At 73.1% G+C, this 22,750-nt stretch carries 21 protein-coding genes and 1 tRNA gene; 15 read left to right on the forward strand and 7 right to left on the reverse strand.

Going from position 1 to position 22,750, the window contains the following annotated elements; genetic code table 11:
• Positions 1 to 113 precede the first annotated feature (113 nt).
• A complete protein-coding gene (metH, locus tag ACWDAS_RS01305; protein WP_450386278.1) occupies positions 114 to 3,620 on the reverse strand; it encodes a methionine synthase in 3,507 nt (1,168 codons plus the stop codon).
• Positions 3,621 to 3,851: 231 nt separating this feature from the next.
• On the opposite strand from metH, the gene ACWDAS_RS01310 reads away from it, so the two are divergent.
• The 4 genes from ACWDAS_RS01310 to ACWDAS_RS01325 all read left to right on the forward strand — a co-directional run bounded on the left by ACWDAS_RS01310 (position 3,852) and on the right by ACWDAS_RS01325 (position 8,814).
• Positions 3,852 to 4,616, forward strand: a complete 765-nt coding sequence (locus ACWDAS_RS01310) for an IclR family transcriptional regulator (RefSeq protein WP_450386280.1) — start codon at positions 3,852 to 3,854, stop codon at positions 4,614 to 4,616.
• A 230-nt stretch (positions 4,617 to 4,846) separates the two neighbouring features.
• The gene (locus tag ACWDAS_RS01315) at positions 4,847 to 5,629 is read left to right on the forward strand and encodes an MIP/aquaporin family protein (protein ID WP_450386282.1); all 783 of its coding nucleotides are present in this window, start codon (positions 4,847 to 4,849) and stop codon (positions 5,627 to 5,629) included.
• A 40-nt stretch (positions 5,630 to 5,669) separates the two neighbouring features.
• Complete coding sequence (gene glpK, locus ACWDAS_RS01320) at positions 5,670 to 7,196, forward strand: glycerol kinase GlpK (protein ID WP_450386286.1); 1,527 nt, start codon at positions 5,670 to 5,672, stop codon at positions 7,194 to 7,196.
• A 7-nt stretch (positions 7,197 to 7,203) separates the two neighbouring features.
• A complete protein-coding gene (locus ACWDAS_RS01325) occupies positions 7,204 to 8,814 on the forward strand; it encodes an FAD-dependent oxidoreductase (RefSeq protein WP_450386287.1) in 1,611 nt (536 codons plus the stop codon).
• Positions 8,815 to 8,920: 106 nt separating this feature from the next.
• Here ACWDAS_RS01325 and ACWDAS_RS01330 read toward each other — a convergent pair whose 3' ends face one another.
• Both ACWDAS_RS01330 and ACWDAS_RS01335 read right to left on the reverse strand, forming a co-directional pair.
• Positions 8,921 to 9,742 carry an isocitrate lyase/PEP mutase family protein gene (locus tag ACWDAS_RS01330; RefSeq protein WP_450386289.1) on the reverse strand — a complete coding sequence of 274 codons (822 nt, stop codon included), beginning with the start codon at positions 9,740 to 9,742 and terminating at the stop codon, positions 8,921 to 8,923.
• Complete coding sequence (locus ACWDAS_RS01335) at positions 9,739 to 10,464, reverse strand: ArsR/SmtB family transcription factor (protein ID WP_450386290.1); 726 nt, start codon at positions 10,462 to 10,464, stop codon at positions 9,739 to 9,741. Before ACWDAS_RS01335 ends, ACWDAS_RS01330 begins: the two co-directional genes overlap by 4 nt.
• A 137-nt stretch (positions 10,465 to 10,601) precedes the next feature.
• Between ACWDAS_RS01335 and ACWDAS_RS01340 the strand changes: the two genes are divergently transcribed.
• The 8 genes from ACWDAS_RS01340 to ACWDAS_RS01375 all read left to right on the forward strand — a co-directional run bounded on the left by ACWDAS_RS01340 (position 10,602) and on the right by ACWDAS_RS01375 (position 16,412).
• Positions 10,602 to 10,988, forward strand: coding sequence for a GntR family transcriptional regulator (locus ACWDAS_RS01340; protein WP_450386292.1), 387 nt, complete (start codon positions 10,602 to 10,604; stop codon positions 10,986 to 10,988).
• Positions 10,985 to 11,893, forward strand: a complete 909-nt coding sequence (locus ACWDAS_RS01345) for an ATP-binding cassette domain-containing protein (protein WP_450386293.1) — start codon at positions 10,985 to 10,987, stop codon at positions 11,891 to 11,893. The genes ACWDAS_RS01340 and ACWDAS_RS01345 overlap by 4 nt, the downstream gene beginning before the upstream one ends.
• Positions 11,890 to 12,765: a hypothetical protein gene (locus ACWDAS_RS01350; RefSeq protein WP_450386295.1), complete on the forward strand. Its 876-nt coding sequence runs from the start codon at positions 11,890 to 11,892 to the stop codon at positions 12,763 to 12,765. The genes ACWDAS_RS01345 and ACWDAS_RS01350 overlap by 4 nt, the downstream gene beginning before the upstream one ends.
• 50 nt (positions 12,766 to 12,815) lie before the next feature.
• Entirely contained in the window at positions 12,816 to 13,583 is a 768-nt protein-coding gene (locus tag ACWDAS_RS01355; RefSeq protein ID WP_450386296.1) for a phosphorylase family protein, read from the forward strand.
• Positions 13,580 to 14,899, forward strand: a complete 1,320-nt coding sequence (locus tag ACWDAS_RS01360; protein WP_450386298.1) for an amidohydrolase — start codon at positions 13,580 to 13,582, stop codon at positions 14,897 to 14,899. The genes ACWDAS_RS01355 and ACWDAS_RS01360 overlap by 4 nt, the downstream gene beginning before the upstream one ends.
• Positions 14,896 to 15,519 carry a sulfite oxidase-like oxidoreductase gene (locus tag ACWDAS_RS01365; protein ID WP_450386300.1) on the forward strand — a complete coding sequence of 208 codons (624 nt, stop codon included), beginning with the start codon at positions 14,896 to 14,898 and terminating at the stop codon, positions 15,517 to 15,519. The genes ACWDAS_RS01360 and ACWDAS_RS01365 overlap by 4 nt, the downstream gene beginning before the upstream one ends.
• A complete protein-coding gene (locus tag ACWDAS_RS01370) occupies positions 15,512 to 16,273 on the forward strand; it encodes a ferredoxin reductase (protein WP_450386302.1) in 762 nt (253 codons plus the stop codon). Before ACWDAS_RS01365 ends, ACWDAS_RS01370 begins: the two co-directional genes overlap by 8 nt.
• Before the next feature lie 65 nt (positions 16,274 to 16,338).
• Positions 16,339 to 16,412 (forward strand) — tRNA-Pro (locus ACWDAS_RS01375).
• A 74-nt stretch (positions 16,413 to 16,486) separates the two neighbouring features.
• Here the strand turns inward: ACWDAS_RS01375 and ACWDAS_RS01380 are convergent.
• Positions 16,487 to 16,789 (reverse strand): hypothetical protein, encoded by a 303-nt coding sequence (locus ACWDAS_RS01380; RefSeq protein ID WP_450386304.1) that lies wholly within the window; start codon positions 16,787 to 16,789, stop codon positions 16,487 to 16,489.
• Between the two features lie 188 nt (positions 16,790 to 16,977).
• Between ACWDAS_RS01380 and ACWDAS_RS01385 the strand changes: the two genes are divergently transcribed.
• The 3 genes from ACWDAS_RS01385 (at position 16,978) to ACWDAS_RS01395 (ending at position 19,912) form a co-directional block, all read left to right on the forward strand.
• Positions 16,978 to 17,649: a FadR/GntR family transcriptional regulator gene (locus tag ACWDAS_RS01385; protein ID WP_450386306.1), complete on the forward strand. Its 672-nt coding sequence runs from the start codon at positions 16,978 to 16,980 to the stop codon at positions 17,647 to 17,649.
• 133 nt (positions 17,650 to 17,782) lie between these two features.
• Positions 17,783 to 18,823: a hypothetical protein gene (locus ACWDAS_RS01390; RefSeq protein ID WP_450386308.1), complete on the forward strand. Its 1,041-nt coding sequence runs from the start codon at positions 17,783 to 17,785 to the stop codon at positions 18,821 to 18,823.
• A 150-nt stretch (positions 18,824 to 18,973) separates the two neighbouring features.
• A complete protein-coding gene (locus ACWDAS_RS01395; protein WP_450386310.1) occupies positions 18,974 to 19,912 on the forward strand; it encodes a PAC2 family protein in 939 nt (312 codons plus the stop codon).
• 93 nt (positions 19,913 to 20,005) lie between these two features.
• Here ACWDAS_RS01395 and mshC read toward each other — a convergent pair whose 3' ends face one another.
• From mshC to ACWDAS_RS01410, 3 genes are all read right to left on the reverse strand, one after another.
• The gene (gene mshC / locus ACWDAS_RS01400) at positions 20,006 to 21,235 is read right to left on the reverse strand and encodes a cysteine--1-D-myo-inosityl 2-amino-2-deoxy-alpha-D-glucopyranoside ligase (RefSeq protein WP_450386312.1); all 1,230 of its coding nucleotides are present in this window, start codon (positions 21,233 to 21,235) and stop codon (positions 20,006 to 20,008) included.
• Positions 21,236 to 21,306: 71 nt separating this feature from the next.
• A complete protein-coding gene (locus ACWDAS_RS01405) occupies positions 21,307 to 22,143 on the reverse strand; it encodes an SCO1664 family protein (protein WP_450386313.1) in 837 nt (278 codons plus the stop codon).
• A complete protein-coding gene (locus ACWDAS_RS01410; RefSeq protein WP_450386315.1) occupies positions 22,101 to 22,697 on the reverse strand; it encodes a DUF3090 domain-containing protein in 597 nt (198 codons plus the stop codon). Before ACWDAS_RS01410 ends, ACWDAS_RS01405 begins: the two co-directional genes overlap by 43 nt.
• Positions 22,698 to 22,750 lie beyond the last annotated feature (53 nt).

Here is a 22,750-nt window from a genome sequence, read left to right on the forward strand (position 1 = left end):
CCCACTCCTCTGTGTCCAGGGGGCACAAAGGCCGGTCGCCTCGCGCCCGGGTGGTGGGGGCGTGCGACCGGCCAGGTGCCGTTCGGACCGTCCAGTGTACGACGTCCGTCCGACTACCGCGCGTTGAAGTACTTGGCCTCCGGGTGATGGATGACGATCGCGTCGGTGGACTGCTCCGGATGGAGCTGGAACTCCTCCGACAGCAGGACCCCGATCCGCTCGGGCTCCAGCAGCGCCGCGATCTTGGCCCGGTCCTCCAGGTCGGGGCAGGCGCCGTAGCCGAGGGAGAAGCGGGCGCCGCGGTACTTCAGGGCGAACATGTCCTCCATCGCGGCCGGGTCCTCCCCGGCGAAGCCCAGTTCGGCGCGGACCCGGGCGTGCCAGTACTCAGCGAGGGCCTCGGCGAGCTGGACGGACAGGCCGTGCAGCTCGAGGTAGTCGCGGTAGGCGTCGGCGGCGAAGAGCTCGTTGGCCGCCTCGGAGATCCGGTTGCCGACGGTGACGACCTGGAGGCCGACCACGTCGGTCTCGCCGGACTCCTCGGGGCGGAAGAAGTCGGCGAGGCAGAGCCGGCGTCCGCGGCGCTGGCGCGGGAAGGTGAAGCGGGTCCGCTCGGTGCCGTCCTCGTTGAGGATGATGAGGTCGTCGCCCTTGGAGACGCAGGGGAAGTAGCCGTGGACGACCGCGGCCTCCAGCAGCCCCTCGCTCTGCAGGCGGTCCAGCAGCCCGCGCAGCCGCGGACGGCCCTCGCTCTCCACCAGTTCCTCGTACGTGGGGCCGCCGGCGCGGGCCTGCTTGAGCCCCCACTGGCCCTTGAAGAGGGCGCCCTCGTCCAGCCAGGACGCGTAGTCCTTGAGCGGGATGCCCTTGACGACGCGGGAGCCCCAGAACGGCGGTGTGGGCACCGGGTTGTCGACGGCCACGTCGGAGCGGATCTGGCCGCGGTTCTCCTCCGGCTCGGGCACCACGCCCTGACGCGGGGCCACCCGGCGCTGCTTGAGCTCGGGCAGGCTCGCTCCGGGCACGCCGCGTTTGACGGCGATGAGGGCGTCCATCAGGCGCAGGCCCTCGAAGGCGTCGCGGGCGTAGCGGACCTCGCCCTCGTAGAGCTCGTGGAGGTCCTGCTCGACGTAGGCCCGGGTGAGGGCGGCGCCGCCGAGGATGACCGGGTAGCGGGCGGCGAGGCCGCGCTGGTTCAGCTCCTCCAGGTTCTCCTTCATGATCACCGTGGACTTCACCAGCAGCCCGGACATGCCGATGACGTCCGCCGTGTGCTCCTGCGCGGCGTCCAGGATCGCCGAGACGGGCTGCTTGATGCCCAGATTGACGACGTTGTAGCCGTTGTTGGACAGGATGATGTCGACGAGGTTCTTGCCGATGTCGTGGACGTCGCCGCGGACGGTGGCCAGCACGATGGTGCCCTTGCCGGAGGCGTCGGACTTCTCCATGTGCGGTTCGAGGTGGGCGACTGCGGACTTCATCACCTCGGCGGACTGCAGGACGAACGGCAGCTGCATCTGGCCGGAGCCGAACAGCTCGCCGACGACCTTCATGCCCTCCAGGAGGGTGTCGTTGACGATGTCGAGGGCGGGACGGGCCTTCAGGGCCTCGTCCAGGTCCTCCTCCAGCCCGTTCTTCTCGCCGTCGATGATGCGCCGCTGCAGCCGTTCGTCGAGCGGCAGCGCGGCCAGCTCCTCGGCACGGCCGGCCTTGACCGACTTGGTGTCGACGCCCTCGAACAGTTCCAGGAAGCGCTGCAGCGGGTCGTAGCCCTCGCGGCGCCGGTCGTACACGAGGTCGAGGGCGACCTCGCGCTGCTCCTCGGGGATGCGCGCGATGGGAAGGATCTTGGAGGCGTGCACGATCGCCGAGTCCAGCCCGGCCTCGACGCACTCGTGGAGGAAGACCGAGTTCAGCACCATGCGGGCGGGCGGGTTGAGGCCGAAGGAGATGTTCGACAGGCCGAGCGTGGTCTGCACGTCCGGGTGGCGGCGCTTGAGCTCGCGGATCGCCTCGATGGTGGCGATGCCGTCCTTGCGGGACTCCTCCTGGCCGGTGGCGATGGTGAAGGTCAGGCAGTCGACGATGATGTCGCTCTCGGCGATCCCCCAGTTGCCGGTCAGGTCCGCGATGAGGCGCTCGGCCACGGCCACCTTGGCCTCGGGGGTGCGGGCCTGGCCCTCCTCGTCGATGGTGAGCGCGATCAGGGCGGCGCCGTGCTCCACCGCCAGACGGGTGGTGCGGGCGAAGCGGGAGCCGGGGCCGTCGCCGTCCTCGTAGTTGACGGAGTTGATCACGGCGCGGCCGCCGAGCTTCTCCAGGCCGGCGCGGAGCACCTCGGGCTCGGTGGAGTCCAGCACGATCGGCAGGGTGGAGGCGGTGGCCAGGCGTCCGGCGATCTCGTTCATGTCGGCGACGCCGTCGCGGCCGACGTAGTCGACGCACAGGTCGAGCAGGTGGGCGCCCTCGCGGATCTGCTCGCGGGCCATCTCAACGCAGTCGTCCCAGCGGCCGTCCAGCATGGCCTCGCGGAACCTCTTGGAGCCGTTGGCGTTGGTGCGCTCGCCGATGGCCAGGTAGGAGGTGTCCTGGCGGAAGGGGACGGTCTGGTACAGCGAGGAGGCGCCCGGCTCGGGGCGCGGCGAGCGCGGGGTGATCTCGTGGCCGCGGACCCGTTCGACGACCTGGCGCAGGTGCTCGGGGGTGGTGCCGCAGCAGCCGCCGACCAGGGACAGCCCGTACTCGCGGACGAAGGCCTCCTGCGCGTCGGCGAGTTCGCCGGGGGTCAGCGGGTAGTGCGCACCGTCCTTGCCGAGGACGGGGAGGCCCGCGTTGGGCATGCACGAGAGCTGGATGCCGGCGTGCCGGGCCAGGTGGCGCAGGTGCTCGCTCATCTCGGCCGGGCCGGTGGCGCAGTTCAGGCCGATCATGTCGATGCCGAGCGGTTCCAGCGCGGTGAGCGCGGCGCCGATCTCGGAGCCCAGCAGCATGGTGCCGGTGGTCTCGACGGTGACCGAGCAGATCAGCGGCGCGTCGAGACCGGCCGCCTCCAGGGCCCGGCGGGCGCCGATGACCGCGGCCTTGGTCTGCAGCAGGTCCTGGGTGGTCTCCACGACCAGCGCGTCGGCACCGCCGGTGAGGAGCCCGGCGGCGTTCTGCTCGTACGCGTCGCGCAGGGCGCCGTAGCCGATGTGGCCGAGCGTGGGCAGCTTGGTGCCGGGGCCCATGGAACCCAGGACCCAGCGCGGGCGGCCGTCGCGGGCGGTGAACTCGTCGGCGGCCTCGCGGGCGATGCGGGCACCGGCCTCGGACAGCTCCAGGATGCGGTCGGCGATGTCGTACTCGCCGAGGGCGGAGAAGTTGGCGCCGAAGGTGTTGGTCTCCACGCAGTCCACGCCGACGGCGAAGTACTCGCGGTGGACGGAGGCGACGATGTCGGGGCGGGAGACGTTGAGGACCTCGTTGCAGCCCTCGTGTCCCTGGAAGTCGTCGAGGGTGGGATTCTGCGCCTGGAGCATCGTGCCCATCGCCCCGTCTGCGACGACCACCCGGGTCGCCAGGGCCTCTCGCAGTGCTGCGGCTCGGGCACTGCTCGCGGGGATGAGGGACGGCTGGGCCATGGGTGTGCTCCCTGGGGTGCGACGGCTGTCGGCTTGGTGTGTGCCGGTCCTGCTGGTACACACCAGGCCAGCGTAGCCAAGACACCGGATTCCGCCGCCGGGCATTCCGAGGGGCGGACGGCGGTGCCACACTCTTCTCTGGGATGATGACGGTCGGCATCGTCTGACATCGTTCAGCATTGTCGAACCAGTCATATCGGCGCGTGGTCGTTCCTAACGGAGGGGTTGTTCATGCCAGGTCCCATCCAGTCGCTCAGCAGGGCGGCCGCGATCCTGCGCCTGCTGGCCGGCGGCGAGCGCAGGCTCGGCCTGTCGGACGTGGCCTCCTCCCTGGGTCTGGCCAAGGGCACCGCGCACGGCATCCTGCGCACGCTGCAGCAGGAGGGCTTCGTCGAGCAGGACCCGGTCTCGGGCCGCTACCAGCTGGGGGCCGAGCTGCTGCGGCTCGGCAACAGCTATCTGGACGTCCACGAACTGCGGGCCCGCGCCCTGGTGTGGACAGACGACCTGGCCCGCTCCAGCGGCGAGGCCGTCTACCTGGGCGTACTGCACCAGCAGGGGGTGCTCATCGTCCACCACGTGTTCCGCCCGGACGACAGCCGGCAGGTGCTGGAGGTCGGGGCCATGCACCCGCTGCACAGCAGCGCGCTGGGCAAGGTGCTCGCGGCCTTCGACCCGGTCGCGCACAGCGAGGCGGCCGAGTTGAAGCGCGAGCCGCTGACCGCGCGCACGATCACCGAGGACGCGGACTTCGAGGGTGTGCTGGACCTCACCCGCGCCCGGGGCTGGGGCTCGGACCTGGAGGAGACCTGGGACGGGGTGGCCTCCATCGCCGCTCCCATCCACGACCGGCACCGCATGCCCGTGGGGGCGGTGGCCGTCACCGGTGCGGTCGAACGGGTCTGCGCGGACGGCGAGATCCGGCCGCAACTGGTCGCGGCGGTGCGGGACTGCGCCAGGGCGGTCTCCCGTGACCTGGGCGCCGGCCGCTTCTGACACCTGGCCGGGACCCGACTCGGAGACCTTTCCGCAACCTGACGAACCCTTGACGCGCCCGGTTGTGCAGGAGAACACTCTCGTTCGGCGGTCGACATTGTCGAACACCAGCCGACCTAGTCGGTAAGGTGGACACAGCCGTGGGACCGCCGAGGGCCTGGCAACAGGCCCACGAGCCCCGGAACGGGACCGGGGTTCGCCTTCCCCTGGACGAAGGACAAAGGAGTCGCATGTCCAGCGACCACATCTTCATCGGCGAGACCATCGGTACCGCCGTTCTGATCCTCCTCGGCGGCGGCGTCTGCGCGGCTGTCACCCTGAAGAGCTCCAAGGCCCGCAACGCCGGCTGGGTGGCCATCACCTTCGGATGGGGCTTCGCCGTTCTGGCGGGCGCCTACATCTCCGGTTCCCTCTCCGGCGCCCATCTGAACCCGGCCGTCACTATCGGCCTCGCGGTGGAGAGCGGCGAGTGGAGCAAGGTCCCGGTCTACCTGGCCGGCCAGATGCTGGGCGCGATGATCGGCGCGGCCCTGGTGTGGATCACGTACTACGGCCAGTTCCAGGCCCACCTCACCGACGCCGAGATCACCGGCGGACCGGGGGCCCAGGCCACCGCCGTCGCCGAGAAGCAGGCCACGGGCCCCGGCCCGGTGCTGGGCGTATTCTCCACCGGCCCCGAGATCCGCAATGTGGCGCAGAACCTCGCCACGGAGATCATCGGCACCTTCGTCCTGGTGCTGTTCATCCTGACCCTCGGCCTCACCAAGGGCCTGGCGGTCTCCGGTACCGGCACCCTGATGGTCGCGCTGGTCGTCGTCGGCATCGGCCTCTCCCTCGGCGGGCCGACCGGATACGCCATCAACCCGGCACGCGACCTCGGTCCGCGTATCGTGCACGCCCTCCTGCCGCTCCCCAACAAGGGCGGCTCCGACTGGCGCTACGCCTGGATACCCGTTGTCGGCCCGATCGTGGGCTCGGTCCTCGCGGCCGGCCTCTACAAGATCGCATTCTGAGAAGCAGCCCCCGACATCCCAAGGACCTGAGGAGCACACCGTGACCGACGCCCACACCGCAGGCCCGTTCATCGCGGCCATCGACCAGGGCACCACGTCCTCGCGTTGCATCATCTTCGACAAGGACGGCCGGATCGTCTCGGTCGGCCAGAAGGAGCACGAGCAGATCTTCCCCAAGCCGGGATGGGTCGAGCACAACGCGGCCGAGATCTGGACCAATGTCCAGGAGGTCGTCGAGGAGGCGGTCAGCAAGGCCGGCATCACCGCCGACGACGTCAAGGCGATCGGCATCACCAACCAGCGCGAGACAACCGTCCTGTGGGACAAGGCGACCGGTGAGCCGGTGCACAACGCCCTGGTCTGGCAGGACACCCGTACCGACGCGCTGTGCAAGGAGCTCGGCCGCAACGTCGGCCAGGACCGCTTCCGCCGGGAGACCGGCCTGCCGCTGGCCTCCTACTTCGCCGGCCCGAAGATCCGCTGGCTGCTCGACAACGTCGAGGGCCTGCGCGAGCGCGCCGAGCGCGGCGAGATCCTCTTCGGCACCATGGACAGCTGGGTGATCTGGAACCTCACCGGCGGTGTGAACGGCGGACACCACGTCACCGATGTGACCAACGCCTCCCGCACCCTGCTGATGAACCTGCACACCCTCGACTGGGACGAGAAGATCCTCGAGTCGATCGGCGTCCCCGCCGCGGTGCTGCCGGAGATCCGTTCCTCCGCCGAGGTGTACGGCACGGCCGCCTCCGGCGCCCTCGCGGGCGTGCCGGTGGCCTCCGCGCTCGGTGACCAGCAGGCGGCCCTGTTCGGCCAGACCTGCTTCTCCGAGGGCGAGGCCAAGTCCACCTACGGCACCGGCACCTTCCTGCTGATGAACACCGGCGAGAAGCCGATCAACAGCTACAACGGCCTGATCACCACCGTCGGCTACCGCATCGGCGACAAGAAGCCGGTGTACGCCCTGGAGGGCTCGATCGCGGTCACCGGCTCGCTGGTGCAGTGGATGCGCGACCAGATGGGCCTGATCAAGACCGCGGCGGAGATCGAGACCCTGGCCCTGTCGGTCGAGGACAACGGCGGCGCCTACTTCGTGCCTGCCTTCTCCGGTCTGTTCGCCCCGTACTGGCGCTCCGACGCCCGCGGTGTGATGGCCGGCCTCACCCGGTACGTCACCAAGGCGCACATCGCCCGCGCGGTGCTGGAGGCGACCGCCTGGCAGACCCGCGAGATCGTCGACGCGATGACCAAGGACTCGGGCGTGGAACTGACCGCGCTCAAGGTCGACGGCGGTATGACCGCGAACAACCTGCTGATGCAGACCCTCGCCGACTTCCTGGACGCCCCCGTCGTGCGCCCGCTGGTCGCCGAGACCACCTGCCTGGGCGCCGCCTACGCGGCCGGCCTCGCGGTGGGCTTCTGGCAGGACACCGACGAGCTGCGCGCCAACTGGCGGCGGGCCGCCGAATGGACCCCCCGTATGGCCGCGGACGCTCGCGACCGCGAGTACAAGAACTGGCTCAAGGCCGTCGAGCGGACCATGGGCTGGATCGAAGAGGAGAAGTGAACCGATCATGAGCACCCTGCAGCACGTCCCGGCTCTCGGGACGCATCCGACCGCCGGCCGTAACCCGGGCCGCGCCGAGACCCGGGAACTGCTGAGCCGCGCCACCTACGACCTGCTGGTCATCGGCGGCGGCATCCTGGGCACCTCCGTGGCATGGCACGCCGCGCAGTCGGGGCTGCGGGTCGCGATGGTGGACGCCGGCGACTTCGCCGGCGCCACCAGCTCCGCCTCCTCCAAGCTCGTCCACGGCGGTCTGCGCTACCTGCAGACCGGCGCGGTCAAGCTGGTGGCGGAGAACCACATGGAACGGCGGGTCCTGGCCAGGGACGTGGCTCCGCACCTGGTCAACCCGCTCACCTTCTACCTGCCGGTCTACAGGGGCGGACCGGTCGGCGCCGCCAAGCTCGGGGCGGGCGTCTTCGCCTACTCGGCGCTGTCCGCCTTCGGGGACGGGGTCGGCAGGGTCATCTCCCCGGCCAGGGCGGCGGCCGCCAACCCGGCCCTGCGCACCGAGAACCTCAAGGCCGTCGCGGTCTACTACGACCACCAGATGAACGACTCGCGGATGGCGGTCATGACGGTGCGCGCGGCCGTCGAGGCGGGTGCCGTCGTCCTCAACCACGCCGAGGTCAAGGGCCTGCGCTTCACGCACGGCCGGGTCACCGGCGCGGAGCTCAAGGACCGCCTGGACGGCACCGAGTTCGGCGTCGACGCGCGGCTGGTGCTCAACGCGACCGGCCCGTGGGTCGACCACCTGCGGCAGATGGAGGACAAGGGCGCCGCCCCCAGCATCCGGCTGTCCAAGGGCGCCCACATCGTCCTGAAGCGCAAGGCGCCGTGGAAGGCCGCCATGGCCACCCCGATCGACAAGTACCGCATCACCTTCGCCCTGCCGTGGGAGGACCAGTTGCTGCTGGGCACCACGGACGAGGAGTACACCGGCGACCCGGCCGACGTCCGGGCCACCGAGTCCGACATCACGCAGATCCTGGACGAGGCCGCCCACTCCGTGCGGGACGAGAACCTGTCCCGTGACCTGATCACCTACGCCTTCGCGGGCCTGCGGGTGCTGCCCGGCGGCCCCGGAGGCGTGGAGAAGGCCAGGCGCGAGACGGTCGTGACCGAGGGCAGCGGCGGCATGCTGTCGGTCGCGGGCGGCAAGTGGACCACCTACCGGCACATCGGGCGCACCGTCATGGCCAAGCTCGCGAAGCTCCCCGGCGGCCCGCTGAACGAGGACATGGAGCCGCTGGACCACCTGCCCAGGCGGGTCCCGCTGCCCGGCGTCGCCAACCCCAACGCGGTCGCCCACCGGCTGCTGGTGGACCGCGAGCCGGGGCAGCGCCTCGATCCGCTGACGGCCCGTCATCTCGCCACCCACTACGGCGCGCTGTCCTTCGACATCGCCCGGCTGGTCAACGAGGACCCGGCGCTCGGTGAGCGGATCCACCCGGAGGGCCCGGAGATCTGGGCGCAGGTCGTCTACGCCCGCGACCACGAGTGGGCCGAGACCGCGGACGACGTGCTGCGTCGCCGCACGACCCTGACCGTACGCGGGCTGGACACCGCGGACGTCCGGGAGCGGGTCGAGTCGCTGCTGGCCGACCGGCGCGGCTGACACCCCTGACCCGCGGGCCCGGGCGGCCCGGGCGAGCAGACGGACCTCCCTGCTCGCCCGGCCGCCCGGGCCGTCGGCTTCCCGCCCCGCGTACCCACGTCGCCGCCTACGTCGCCGCGGGGGCGTAGGCGTCCGCGAGGCCCTGGGCCTCGGCGTACGAGGGCGGCCCCGCCGGGACCGGTTCGCCGCGGGCGGCGAGTTCGGCGGTCTCCACGGCGGCGCGGAGGGCGGTCCGGAAGAGCAGCGAGCCGGTGCTGACCCGGCGCACTCCGAGCTCGGCGAGACGGGGCAGGCCGGGGCCGCCCGGCGCGAGCAGGACGTTGAGCGGCGCGTCGAGGTCGGCCGCGAGCGCGGCGATGGCGCTCTCCTCCGCCAGGCCGGGCACGAAGATCCCGTCGGCGCCTGCGGCGAGGTAGGCGGCGGCACGGCGGCGGGTCTCCTGCTCCGGGTCCTCCTCCCGGTCCTTCTCGGCAGTGCCGAGCCAGTAGGTGTCGGTGCGGGCGTTGACGAAGAGTCCGGGCGCGGCCCGCTTGATCCCGGCGATGAGTTCGCACTGCGGGGCGCTGTCGGTGAGGCCGGTTCCGCCGGGGCGGCCGTCCTCGATGTTCACGCCCGCGACGCCGGCCCGTTCGAGTTCGGCGGCGAGGTCGGCGACGTCGTCGGGCGTGGAGCCGAAGCCGCCCTCGATGTCGACGCTGACCGGGACGGGCAGCCGGGCGAGGTCGCGGGCGAGCCACAGCGTCGTCTCGCGGGTGGCGCCGGTCGCGTCCGGGAGCCCGGCCGCGGCCGCGACGCCCAGGCTGGTGGTGCCGATCGCGGGGAAGCCGCGGGCGGCGAGGGCGGCCGCCGAGGCGCGGTCCCACGCGGTGGGCAGGAAGAGCGGGCGCTCGGCGTGGTGGAGGGCGCGGAAGGCGTCGGAGCGGTTCATGCGGCGGGTGCCTCCAGTGCGTCGGGCGCGATGGCGAGGTGCGTGTGGAGGGCCTCGCGGCCCCGCGCGGTGAGCTTCAGGGCCCGGCCGCTGCCGATGCGCACGCACCAGCCGGAGTCGAGGGCGTGCCCGCACAGGGCCGCCCCGGCGACGCCCGCCAGATGCGGGCGGCGCTCGGTCCAGTCCAGGCAGGGGCGGGCGAGCGGACGGCGGCCGGTGCGCGCGGCGGCCAGGTCGACGCCGAGGCCGCCGAACCACGCCATGCCCTGATCGGTGAGGGCGAAGCCCGTGGTCTGCCGGAGCAGTCCCCGTGCGGTCATGGCGTCGGTGACGAGGATGCCCAGGCGTCCAGCGAGGTGGTCGTAGCAGGTGCGGGCGCGGGCCATGGCGCTGCCGGCGCTCGCCTCGCGCAGGGTGCGCGGCGCGCCGCGGGGCGGGCCGGTGTGGGCGGCGAGGTCCTCCACGAGCTGCGCGGTGCGCGCGTCCGCCAGGCGTACGTAGCGGTGCCGGCCCTGGCGTTCCTCGGCGAGCAGCCCGCCCGCGACGAGCCGGCCCAGGTGCTCGCTGGCGGTGGAGGGCGCCACGCCCGCGTACCGGGCCAGCTCCCCCGCGGTCCACGCCCGGCCGTCGAGCAGCGCCAGGCAGATCGCGGCCCGGGTCTCGTCCGCGAGCAGGGCCGCGAGGGCGGCCAGAGCCCTTCCCGCGTGATCGGTTCGCACCATGTCCCCAGCATGCGCCACGGACGTTTCGGCGGCCGCCGAAGTGTCGTGCCCCGCTGCCGGGCGGGCCGCGGGACTTGACAGGGACCGCGCCATCCAACACCCTTTCACTACTTGATTAGTGAAAGGGGGGTTGAGGCATGGTCGAGTTCCGTATCGACCGCCGCAGCGGGGTCGCCACCTACCTCCAGATCGTGCAGCAGACCAAACAGGCCCTGCGGCTGGGGCTGCTCCAGCCCGGGGACCGGCTGCCCACCGCCCGGGAGGTCGTCGAGGCGACCGCGGTCAATCCGAACACCGTGCTGAAGGCCTACCGCGAACTGGAGCGCGAGGGCCTGGTCGAGGCACGGCGCGGCCTCGGGACCTTCGTACAGAAGTCGCTCGGCGCCGCCCCGGCCGATTCGCCGCTCGCCGCGGAACTGGGCGACTGGATGCGCCGGGCGCGCGCGGGGGGCCTGGACCGCGATGACGCCACCGCGCTGTTCCACTCCGTACTGGACCAGGAATTCTCCGAGGGGGAGAGATGAACGAGGAAGCGGCCGCCGTCGAGGCGGCCGGACTCGGCATGCGCTACGCGTGGGGCCGGGACCCCGTCCTGCGGGACTGTTCCTTCCGGCTGCCGGCCGGCCGGATCTGCGCGCTCGTCGGGCCCAACGGCGCGGGCAAGTCGACGCTGCTCGCGCTCACCGCGGGACTGCTGCGGCCCACCGAGGGGGAGCTGCTCGTGTGCGGCACGGCTCCCGGTGTGGCCCGCACCCGTCTCGCCTACGTCGCCCAGAACAAGCCGCTCCACCCGCAGCTGACCGTCGCGGCGGCGCTGCGGCTCGGCGCGGAGCTCAACCCCGGCCACTGGGACCGGGAGGCCGCCGAACGCGTCGCGTACGGCAGCGGTCTGGCGCCGGGGGCGCGGATCCGTACCCTCTCCGGCGGCCAGCGCACGCGGGTCGCGCTCGCCCTGGCTCTGGGCAAACGGGCCGAACTGCTGCTGCTGGACGAGCCGATGGCCGACCTCGACCCGCTCGCCCGCCACGAGCTCACCGGCGCCCTCATGGCCTCGGCGGCGGAGCACGGAACCACCATCGTGATGTCCTCGCACGTCGTCGCCGAGCTGGACGGCGTCTGCGACCACCTGCTGCTGCTCGGCGAGGGCCGGGTCCGGCTGGCGGGAGACGTGGACGACCTGCTGGCCGCGCACCGCCGGCTCACCGGCACCGCCGGGGACTTCGGCCCCCACACCGTCGTCGAGGAACACGCCAACGGGCGCGGGCGCACCGCGCTGGTCCGCCCCGGCGGAGCGCTGGACCGCGGCGACTGGCTCGTGGAGGAGCCCACCCTCGAGGAACTGGTCCTCGCCCATCTGCGCAACCCCGGGGTGCCCGCCCTGCTCACCGCCGACGCCACGCCCGTATCCCGCCAGGAGGCCGCAGCATGACCGCCATCGCCCTCTCCCCGCGCCCGCGGCCGCCCCGGCCGCACGGCCTGACCTGGTCGGTGCTGCGCCTGCACCGCACGGCGCTGTGGCTGTGGCTCGCCTTCGTCGCGGCCGGATCCGGCTGGCTCCTTCGCGCCCTGTGGCTGAGCGCGGGGGACGAACGGTACGACCCCGCCTGCGCTCCGCGCTGCATCGACCCGGAGCCCTTCGACGCCTACATCCCCCTCCACCTGCAGGCCCGCGTGATGGCGCTCCTTCCGCTCGCGGTCGCGGTGTTCGCCGGCGGCGCCCTGATCGGTCGCGAACTGGAACAGGGCACCGCAGCGCTCTCCTGGGTCCAGTCGGTCAGCCCCGTCCGCTGGCTCGCCGCCAAGCTCGCCGTCCCGGCCCTGCTGCTGACCGGCGGCACGACCGGCCTGACGCTGCTCTTCCGGTGGGTGTGGAGCACGGGCCACCCCGAGGACCGCCGCGGCTGGTACGAGAACGACATCTTCCTCTCCACCGGCCCGGCCCTGGTCGCGCACGTGCTCCTCGCCCTGGTTCTGGGCGCGCTGGCCGGGATGCTGATGCGGCGCACACTGAGCGGGCTGGGCCTGGCCTTCTTCGGCACCTCCCTCGTGCTCGTCACGGCGGGGCTGTACCGCTCCGCGCTGTGGCCGAAGGTCCGGACCGCCCTCGACGGCGTCGCCCTCTCGGACTGGGAGGTCACGCATGTGGCCAGACCCGGGGCGGCGTCCGGCGAGCCCGACGCGCTGGTCCATCCCGTCGCGCACTACTGGCCGTTGCAGCTCGTCGAGACCGGCATCGTGCTGACCCTCGCCGCCCTCGCCTGCTGGGCCTGCTTCGCGCTGCTCCGGCGTCGGACCGCCTGAGGACGGGCCCTAGTCTGATCCGCACAGTCCTGCCTTGCCCCGGAGGCCCGATGACCACGGATCAGCTGCCCATCTCCCGTATCCCGCGCACCGGTCTGCCGGCGCACGCCGTCGTCGTCGGCGACCCGGCCCGCGCGGCGGAGGTCGCGGCCCTGCTCACGGACCCGCGTGAGGTGTCCCACCACCGCGAGTACCGCACCTTCACCGGTGCCTGGAAGGGGACCCCCGTCGTGGTGTCCTCGCACGGGGTCGGCGGGCCGGGCGCGATGTGCCTGTTCCAGGAGCTGGCGGAGGCGGGGGTCCGGACGATCCTGCGGCTCGGCACGGCGGGCGCCATCCGCGCCGGGATAGGCGACGGCGACCTGGTGATCGCCGAGGCCGCGGTGCGGGACGACGGGGTGACACAGCAGTTGCTGCCGCCGGAGTACCCGGCGTTCGCGACGCCGGAGGCGGTGCTGGCGCTGCAGCGCGCGGCCCGCGCGGCCGGCGCCCCGCACCACCGGGGCGTGGTGTGGACGCGGGCGGCCTTCCAGCCGGGCTTCCTGCCGCTGCCGGGCGCGGCCTACACGGCGGCCGGGATCGCCGCGATCGAGATGGAGCTGTCGGCGCTGCTGGTGCTGGCCTCGACGCGTGGCCTGGTGGCCGGCGGCGCCCTCGTCGTCGACGGCGCCAACGCCGACGACCTGGTCGACGTGGAGGCCACCGGCGGCTACGACCCGCACCGGGTGGTGGTCGCCGAGGGGGTCGCCCGCGGCAGCCGGGTAACGTTGGACGCTCTGCATCTGCTGGCCACCGAGTACGGAAGCGACGAGAAGTGAGCGCTCAGGACGCCGATCTGCTGGTGCACGGCGGCGATGTGCTGACCGTCGACGCGGCGGGCACCGTCGTGCCCGGCGGCGCGGTCGCCGTCCGGGACGGGGAGATCCTCGCCGTCGGCCCCGCCGCCGCGGTGCGCGCCGCGTACCGGGCCGCCGAGGAGATCGACGCCTCGGGCTGCCTGGTGCTCCCGGGGCTGATCAACGCCCACACCCACCTGGCGATGACCCTGCTGCGGGGCTGTGCCGACGACGTCGACCTGCAGGAGTTCCTGGCCCGGGTGATCCCCCGCGAGGCCGAGCTGCTGTCGCCGCGGGCGGTGGCCGCGGGGGTGCGGGTGGCCGTGGCGGAGAGCGTACGGGCCGGGGTCACCACGGGCCTGGACATGTACTGGTTCCACGAGGCGGCCGAGGAGGCCGCCCGCGCGGCGGGCTGGCGGCTGCTGGCCGGTCCGACCTTCATGGACGTGCCCGGGCCGCCGGACGGCCGGCCGTACGGGGATCGCATGGCCTGGGCGGCGGCCGACCTGGCCGCGCGGGCCCGCCGGGCGCCGGGCACCCGCCCGGTGGTCTTCGCGCACAGCGCCTACACCCTCGGCCCCGAGCAGCTCGTCGCGATCACCGCGCTCGCCCGCGAGCACGGCGCGCTGCTGCACATCCACGCGGCGGAGAACGCGGCCGAGGTCGCGATGGTGGCCGGGGCGCACGGCAAGCGGCCGGTCGAGCTGCTGGAGTCCCTCGGTGTCCTCGGGCCCGACGTGCTGCTCGCGCACGCCGTGGACCTGACCGACGACGAGATCGCCGCCCTGGCCAGGACCGGCACGGCCGTCGCGCACTGCCCGGTCTCCAACCTGAAGCTGGGCTGCGGCATCGCCCGGGTGCCCGAGCTGCTGGCCGCCGGGGTCACCGTGGGCCTCGGCACGGACGGAGTGGTGAGCTCCAACACCCTCGACGTGCTGGGCGCGGTGCGGGCCGCCGCGCTCGTGCACAAGGCCGCCGGCGACCCGACCGCCGTCGGCGCGGAACAGGCGGTGCGGATGGCGACGATCGAGGCCGCCCGCGCGCTGGGCCTCGACGACCACCTCGGCTCCCTGGAGCCGGGCAAGCGCGCCGACCTGGCCGTCCTCGACCTCGGAGGGCCGCACCTCACGCCGCGCCACGACCCCTGGTCGATGCTGGCGTACGCGGCCGCGGCGGCGGACGTACGGGACACCGTCGTCGACGGCCGGGTCCTGATGCGCGACCGCGTGCTGCTCACCCTCGACGAGCCGGCCGCGTTGCGTGAGCTGGAGGCACTCGAGCTGGAGCACCCGGCGTGACCTCGGCCGTCGAACCCACCCGCGGCTTCACCGGCCGCAGCCGCGCCGCCGACCGCGACCCACGCCTGCCGCCCGGCCAGTACGACGCCCGCGACACCTGGCCGGTCCTCTCCGCCGAGGTCACGCCCCGGCTGGCGGCCGAGGACTGGACGTTCCGGGTGGACGGGCTGGTCGAACGCCCGCGCACCTGGGACTGGGACGAGGCGCACACGCTGCCGGGCTCCGAGTACCGGGGCGACATCCACTGCGTCACCGGCTGGTCCAAGTTCGGGGTGCGCTTCGGCGGGGTGCCGGTCGACGCCTTCCTCGATGCCGTACGCCCCTCCCCCGCGGCCACCCACGTCGTCGCCTACGCGCACACCGGCTACGCCGCCAACCTGCCGCTCGGGGACGTCACGGGCGGCCGGGCCTGGATCGCCTGGGAGTACGACGGCGCGCCGCTCGCCCCCGAGCACGGCGGGCCGGCCCGGCTGATCGTGCCGCACCTGTACTTCTGGAAGAGCACCAAGTGGATCGCGGGCCTGCGTCTGCTCGACCACGACGAGGCGGGCTTCTGGGAGCAGAACGGCTACCACCACCGCGGCAATCCCTGGCAGGAGCAGCGCTACGCCCATGACTGATCTCGTCGCTCCCGCGCCGCCCCCGGCCTTCGTCCCGCCGGCCCGGTTCGCCGTCCCCGGCCGGATCGCCGTCCCCGAGGCCGCGTCCTCGGTCTGGCGCCGCGCGGTGATCACGGACATCCGCCGTGAGACGCCGCGCGCGTCCACCTTCCGGCTCGCGGTGCCCGGGTGGGCGGGCCATCTGCCCGGCCAGTACCTGACACTGCGCCTCACCGCCCCGGACGGTTACACGGCGCAGCGCAACTACTCCATCGCCTCCGCCCCGGACGATTCCGGCCACATCGAGCTGACCCTCGACCACGTGGCCGGCGGCGAGGTCTCCGGGCACCTCCACACCGTCGCCCGGCCGGGCGACACCGTGGAGGTGCGCGGCCCGCACAGCGGTTTCTTCGCCTGGACCGGCGGCCGTCCCGCGCTGCTGCTGGGCGCCGGCTCGGGTGTCGTCCCGCTGATGTCGATGGTGCGCCACCGCCGGCTGCGCGGCCTGGACGTCCCGCTCCGGCTGATCGTCTCGGCGCGCACCCGTGAGGACCTGATCTACGCCGCCGAGTACGGGGCGGAGACGACCGTGCTGCTCACCCGCGCCGAGGGCCGCCTCACGGCCGCCCATCTGGCCCCGCACCTCGCCGATCCGCCGCCCGGCGGCTGGGAGGCGTACGTGTGCGGCGGCAACGGCTTCGCCGAGCACGCGTCCCGTCTCCTGGCGGACGGCGGACAGCCGCTCGACCGGATCCGTATCGAGCGATTCGGCTGATCAGCGAGGTTCGGGTATCCTCCTCTTACGTGATCTTCCGGGGCGCCGCTCCGGGAGGCAGTCACCGGGACGTGGCGCAGCTTGGTAGCGCACTTGACTGGGGGTCAAGGGGTCGCAGGTTCAAATCCTGTCGTCCCGACGGTGATTTTGCAGGTCAGAGGCCGTTTCTCCGCGAGGGGAAACGGCCTGTGACGTTTGGGGGGCCGGGGGTCCTCAGCCGGCGGACGCGCGGCGCGGCACCACCATCGCGGAGGTGTCGACCAGGGCGAGCCCGGCGAGGCCCAGCACGGGCAGGACCGTCAGCTGCCACAGGCCCGCGCCGGTCGCCCCACGCCCCCGCGATCTTGTTGCCGACGAGGAACCCGAAGAGACGCCCGCTCCGAAGGCGACTCCGACGACCCCGGCGGCGACCGCCCGGCGGTGGAAGAGGAAGGCGCCGACCACCGCGTACCGGGCGGTGGCCGCCCGGACCAGGAAACGCGCTGCTCCCAGGCGAGACGCCGCTGAGACGGGCACCCTGCGCCCGACACCCCGGACACCATTTTCCGGACCGGCGTCCGCACAGCGGACATCAAGGCGACGGGCGTCGCGGCAGGCGCGCCCCGCTCCCGTCCTCCCCGCGCCGCGGGGACAGGGCTCCTGATCGCCCGGGGTTACGGGCATAATGGCCCGATACATCGGATGTCCGGGGAGGCGAGGGGCTCATGGCTGTCACCGACGAGGCGATCGAGAAGATCAAGGGGATGATCGTCTCGGGCGCCCTGCGCCCCGGCGACCGCCTCCCCAAGGAGAGCGAACTCGCCGCGGAACTGGGCCTGTCGCGCAACTCCCTGCGCGAGGCGGTGCGCGCGCTGTCGCTGATCAGGATCCTCGACGTACGCCAGGGCGACGGCACCTACGTCACCAGCCTGGACCCGCAGTTGCTGCTGGAGGCACTGAGCTTCGTGGTGGACTTCCACCGCGACGACACCGTCCTGGAGTTCCTGGCCGTGCGCCGGATCCTGGAGCCGGCGGCGACGGCGATGGCGGCCACGCGCATCCCCGAGTCCCGGCTGGACGCGCTGACGGAGCAGTTGGAGGCGCTGGGGACGCAGCCGTCGGTGGAGGAACTGGTCGCGTGCGACCTGGAGTTCCACCGCGGCATCGTCCAGGCGTCGGGCAACTCGGTGCTCTGCTCGCTGCTGGACGGCCTTTCCGGGCCGACCACGCGGGCCCGCATCTGGCGCGGGCTGACCCAGGAGGACGCGGTGAGCCGCACCCTGCACGAGCACCGCGCGATCCTGGCCGCGCTGCGGGACCGGGACGCCGAGGCGGCGCGGTCCTGGGCGACGGTGCACATCGCGAGCGTGGAGCAGTGGCTGCGGTCCACGCTGTGAGATCCCCGGTGGCGCCGCGATGAGATCCGGTCGAGATCGCGTCGAGATCCGCTGAGATCCCGCTGACGGGCGAACCGGGCCCGGGGCGCGGTGCGTCCGGTCCTGCGTCAGAGTGATCGAAAAGAGGGATCGGATGAATTCACGCCTTCGGCTGCGCCTGCGCCGCCCCTCGCCCCGTGCGCTACGCCGCGGGGCGCTGCTCGTGGCCCTGGCCGTCCTGCTCCCGGTGCTCGCCGCCGGGGCCGCGCTGCGTGTGGAGTACGCCGGCGACCCGTCCGGCGCCGGCGCCGACCGGGACCGCAACGCCGTCTGGCTCGGCCACGCCTGGGTCGACGGCCGCCGGGACGACGCCGACCTGGCGGCGCTGGCCCGGGAGTTGCGCGGCAGCGGCACCCGGGACCTGTATGTGCACACCGGGCCCCTGGAGTTCGACGGCGGCCTCGACACGGCGCTCTACCCGGGGGCGGCGGAGATGATCCGCCGGATCCACGCGGCCCTCCCGGGGGTGCGCGTCCAGGCGTGGCTGGGCCAGGTGCTCTCGCACAACGGCTCCCGGGGGCTCCACCTGGACGACCCGGCGACGCTCGCCCGGATACGGGACAGCGCCGGTCAGGTCCTCGCGGCCGGGTTCGACGGCGTCCACCTGGACCTGGAGCCGATGTACTCCGGCGACCGGGGTTTCCTCACCCTGCTGGACTCCGTCCACCGGCTGACCTCCGCGCACGGCGTGCCGCTGTCGGTCGCCACCCATCAGATCGACCCGCTGCCCTCCCTGCACTCGGTGAGCGGCGCCCTGTTCAACCACCCCAAGTGGTGGTCGCAGCGGTACTTCGCGGAGGTGGCCCGCCGCGTGGACCAGGTCGCGATGATGACGTACGACACCTCCATGCCGCTGGAGAGCCTCTACGGCGGCTACGTGGCCCAGCAGACCGCGCTCGCCCTGGAGGTGACGCCGCCGGGCACCGATCTGCTCATCGGCCTGCCCGGCTACCACACCGACAACCTGGGCCGGCACGCGTGGGCGGAGACGGTCGCCGCCGCCGCGCGCGGCGCCCGGCTCGGCCTCGCCCGGCACGCGCCCGCCCGTGAGCGCTTCGGCCTCGCCCTGTACGTCGACTTCCACGCGACGCCCGGCGACTGGGCCGCGTACCGCTCCGCGTGGAGCGGTGGCTGACCGGACGCGTACGTCCGATGACTCTGGGGATCATCCCCCTACGAAGGCGGCGGCACCTGCCTCGTGAAGCCGTAGGCTGGTGCAGCACGCGAAGGAACGGCAGCCGGCGGGGGTGGCACCATCCCCCTTCCGGCCGGAAGGAGGCGCTGGGTGATCGAGCTCGAGGGGGTTCCCGAGCTGATCGACCCGGTCATGGTGGCCGCGTTCGAGGGCTGGAACGACGCCGGGGACGCCGCCTCCGCCGCGGTCGGGCATCTGGACCGGGAGTTCAAGGGCGAGGTGTTCGCCGCGCTGGACGCCGAGGACTACTACGACTTCCAGGTCAACCGCCCCACGGTGTGGATGGACGGCGGCGTGCGGCGGATCACCTGGCCCACCACGCGGTTGTCCGTCATCCGCATCGAGACCCCCAAACCGCGCGACCTCGTCCTGGTGCGGGGCATCGAGCCCAGCATGCGCTGGCGCTCGTTCTGCAACGAGATCCTGGGCTTCGCCCATGAGCTGGGCATCGAGATGGTGGTGGTGATGGGCGCCCTGCTGGGCGACACCCCGCACACCCGTCCCGTGCCGGTCACGGCCGTCACCTCCGACCCGGACCTGGCGACCGCGCTCAGTCTGGAGGAGTCCCGCTACGAGGGCCCCACCGGCATCGTCGGCATCCTCCAGGAGGCCTGCACGCACGCCGGCATCCCGGCGGTGAGCCTGTGGGCGGCCGTGCCGCACTACGTGTCGCAGCCGCCGAACCCGAAGGCGACGCTGGCCCTGCTGAACCGCCTGGAGGACCTGCTGGACCTGCGGATCCCGCTGGGCGAGCTGCCGGAGGACGCGCGCGCCTGGCAGGTCGGCGTGGACCAGCTCGCGGCCGAGGACAGCGAGGTCGCGGAGTACGTCCAGACCCTGGAGGAGGCCCGCGACACGGCGGAGCTGCCGGAGGCCTCGGGCGAGGCCATCGCCCGCGAGTTCGAGCGCTATCTGCGGCGCCGCGACCCGCAGGCGGGCGAGTCCGACGCGGGGCCGTATCTGCGGGACATGTCGCAGAAGCCCAAGGAGGACCGGGACGAGAAGGAGGACGGCGCCGACGGGGAGTGACCCGCGCGGCACGTCAAGAGGAAAGGCCCGGCCGCCGCCCCGCTCATGGGGCGGCGGCCGGGCCTTTCCCGGTCCGGGGGACCTCCCGGTAGGTCAGAGCGCGACGCCGAGCAGGGCGTCCACCGCGCGGGACACCAGGCCGGGGGCGCCGGTGTCCGTGCCGCCCTCGGCGGCCTGCCGGGCGGCCCAGCGGTCCACGGCGGCGAGCGCCGCGGGAGCGTCCAGGTCGTCGGCGAGCGCCTCGCGGATCTCCTCCAGCAGCGCCTCGGCCGGCGGGCCGTCGGGCCGTGAGACGGCCGCGCGCCAGCGGGCCAGCCGCTCCACCGCGTCGGCCAGCACGGCGTCGGTCCACTCCCAGTCCTCGCGGTAGTGGTGGGCGAGCAGGCTGAGCCGTATCGCCGCCGGGTCGACCCCGTCGCGGCGCAACTGGGAGACGAAGACGAGGTTGCCCTTGGACTTCGACATCTTCTCGCCGTGGAGCGCGACCATGCCGGCGTGCACATAGGCCTTCGCCATGGGGAACTCCCCGGTGAGCACCTGGGCGTGCGAGGCGCCCATCTCGTGGTGCGGGAAGGCCAGGTCCGAGCCGCCGCCCTGTACGTCGAAGCCCATGCCGAGGTGGTCCAGGGCGATGGCGACGCACTCGATGTGCCAGCCGGGGCGTCCGCGGCCGAGGCTGCCGCCGTCCCAGCTGGGCTCGCCCTCGCGAGCGGCCAGCCACAGGATCGGGTCGACCGGGTTCTTCTTGCCCGGGCGGTCCGGGTCGCCGCCGCGCTCGGCGGACAGGATCCGCATGGCGGCCGCGTCGAGACCGGAGACGCTGCCGAAGTGCGGGTCCGAGTCGACGTGGAAGTAGATGTCGCCGTCCAGTTCGTACGCCGCACCGGCCTCGCGCAGCCGCTCGACCAGCGGGACGATCCCGGGGATGGCCTCGACGGCGCCGATGTAGTGGGCGGGCGGCAGCATCCGCAGGGCGGTCATGTCCTCGCGGAAGAGCGTGGTCTCGCGCTCGGCGAGGGCGGTCCAGTCCTCGCCGGTCTTGTCGGCCCGCTCCAGCAGCGGGTCGTCGACGTCGGTGACGTTCTGGACGTACTGGACCTGGCGCTTCGTGTCGAGCCACACGCGCTGGACGAGGTCGAACGCGTTGTAGGTGGCCGCGTGACCCATGTGGGTGGCGTCGTAGGGGGTGATCCCGCACACGTAGATGCGGGCGACCGGACCGGGGCTCAGGGTTACCGGGCCACCGGTCGCGGTGTCGTGAAGGCGGAGGTCGCGCCCGCTGCCCGGGAGGGCAGGGACGTCGGAAGCGGGCCAGGCATACATGTCATGAGATTAACCGCCCGCGTGATCCACAAACGACCGGTGGGTCCTCCCGGGGCCGCCGGACCGTCCGCTCAGATCGGCGGCCAGGGGATGGCGGGCCACTCTCCCGAGGGCTCCGGATGGCGCCCGGTGCGCAGCAGCGCGGCGACCCGGGCCCGCAGGGCGTCGAGTTCGCCGGCCGTGATCAGCTCGGCCAGCCGCGCGCCGAGGCCCCCGTCGGCCAGTTCCGCGGAGAGCTTGCCGAGGACCTCCACGGCCTCGTCCGTGAGGGGCTCCCCGGCCCAGCCCCACAGCAGCGTCCGCAGCTTGTTCTCCGTGTTGAAGGTCACGCCGTGGTCGATGGCGTACAGGTGCCCGTCCGCGGCCGGAAGCAGGTGGCCGCCCTTGCGGTCGGCGTTGTTGATCACGGCGTCCAGGACGGCCAGCTGCCGCAGCCGCGTGTCGTCGGCGTGCACCAGCAGCGCCGTACGGCCCTCCCCCACCTCGGCGAAGCCCACGGCCTTCCAGCCGTCGCCCGGTTCGTCGCCCTCCACGAGGGCGAGCAGCCCCTCGCCGCCATCCTCCGGGGATTCGATCCACAGCTGGACCATGCCCTCGCCGTAGGGCCCGTCCCGCAGCACGGTGGGCGGCACCAGGCCCCAGCCGGTGGCCTCGGAGACCAGGTACGCGGCGACCTCGCGCTGGGCGAGCGTCCCGTCGGGGAAGTCCCACAGCGGCCGCTCGCCGGCGACCGGCTTGTACACGCAGTGGGCGCGCGCGCCCTCGAACTCGATCGCGCAGTAGAGCACCGCGTTGGAGGCGTCGCGCAACCGCCCGCGCACGGTCAGTTCACCGCGCGCGAGCAACTCGGGGCCTATGTCCCCGCTCAGGCCGTCGCCGACCGCCGGTACCCGTTCTGACGCGGGCATACGTGTCCTTCCGGATCCAGGGGCAGGCTGCACAGCGGGCAGGGCGGCCGGCCGGCCGAGACGACGTCGAGGGCGCGCTTGGCGAAGGAGCGGGCCTGGGCGCCGGTGAGGCGCACCCGCAGCAGGGGCGGGCCGTTCTCCTCGTCCTGCAGGAGCATCTCCTCGGCCGCTTCGAGGTCCTCCTCGTCCTCGGCCTCGATCTCCACCAGCGCCTGGGCCTCCAGGATCATGCGTTCCTCGGCGCCGTCCCAGGCCAGGGCCATGGTGCCGACCCGGAACTCCTCCTCGACGGGGACCTCCAGCGGCCCGTTGTCGAGCAGCTCGCTGGGCGCCACGGCGGGCACGGGCGCGGCGCCGCCGGTGCGGCGCACGACCTCGTCCAGCAGCTCGTCGATGCGCTCGGCGAGCGCCTCGACCTGGGTCTTCTCCAGGGCGACGCTGGTGGTCCGGCCGGCGGCGCTCGCCTGCAGGAAGAAGGTGCGTTGGCCCGGTTGGCCTACGGTGCCGGCGACGAAGCGTTCGGGCTTGTCGTAGAGGAACACCTGACGAGGCACGTCCTGCTCCGTTTGCTCGGTGTCTTCGCGGTTCGGTCCACCCTACTGCGGAA

It is taken from the genome of Streptomyces sp. NPDC001070 (assembly GCF_053598835.1).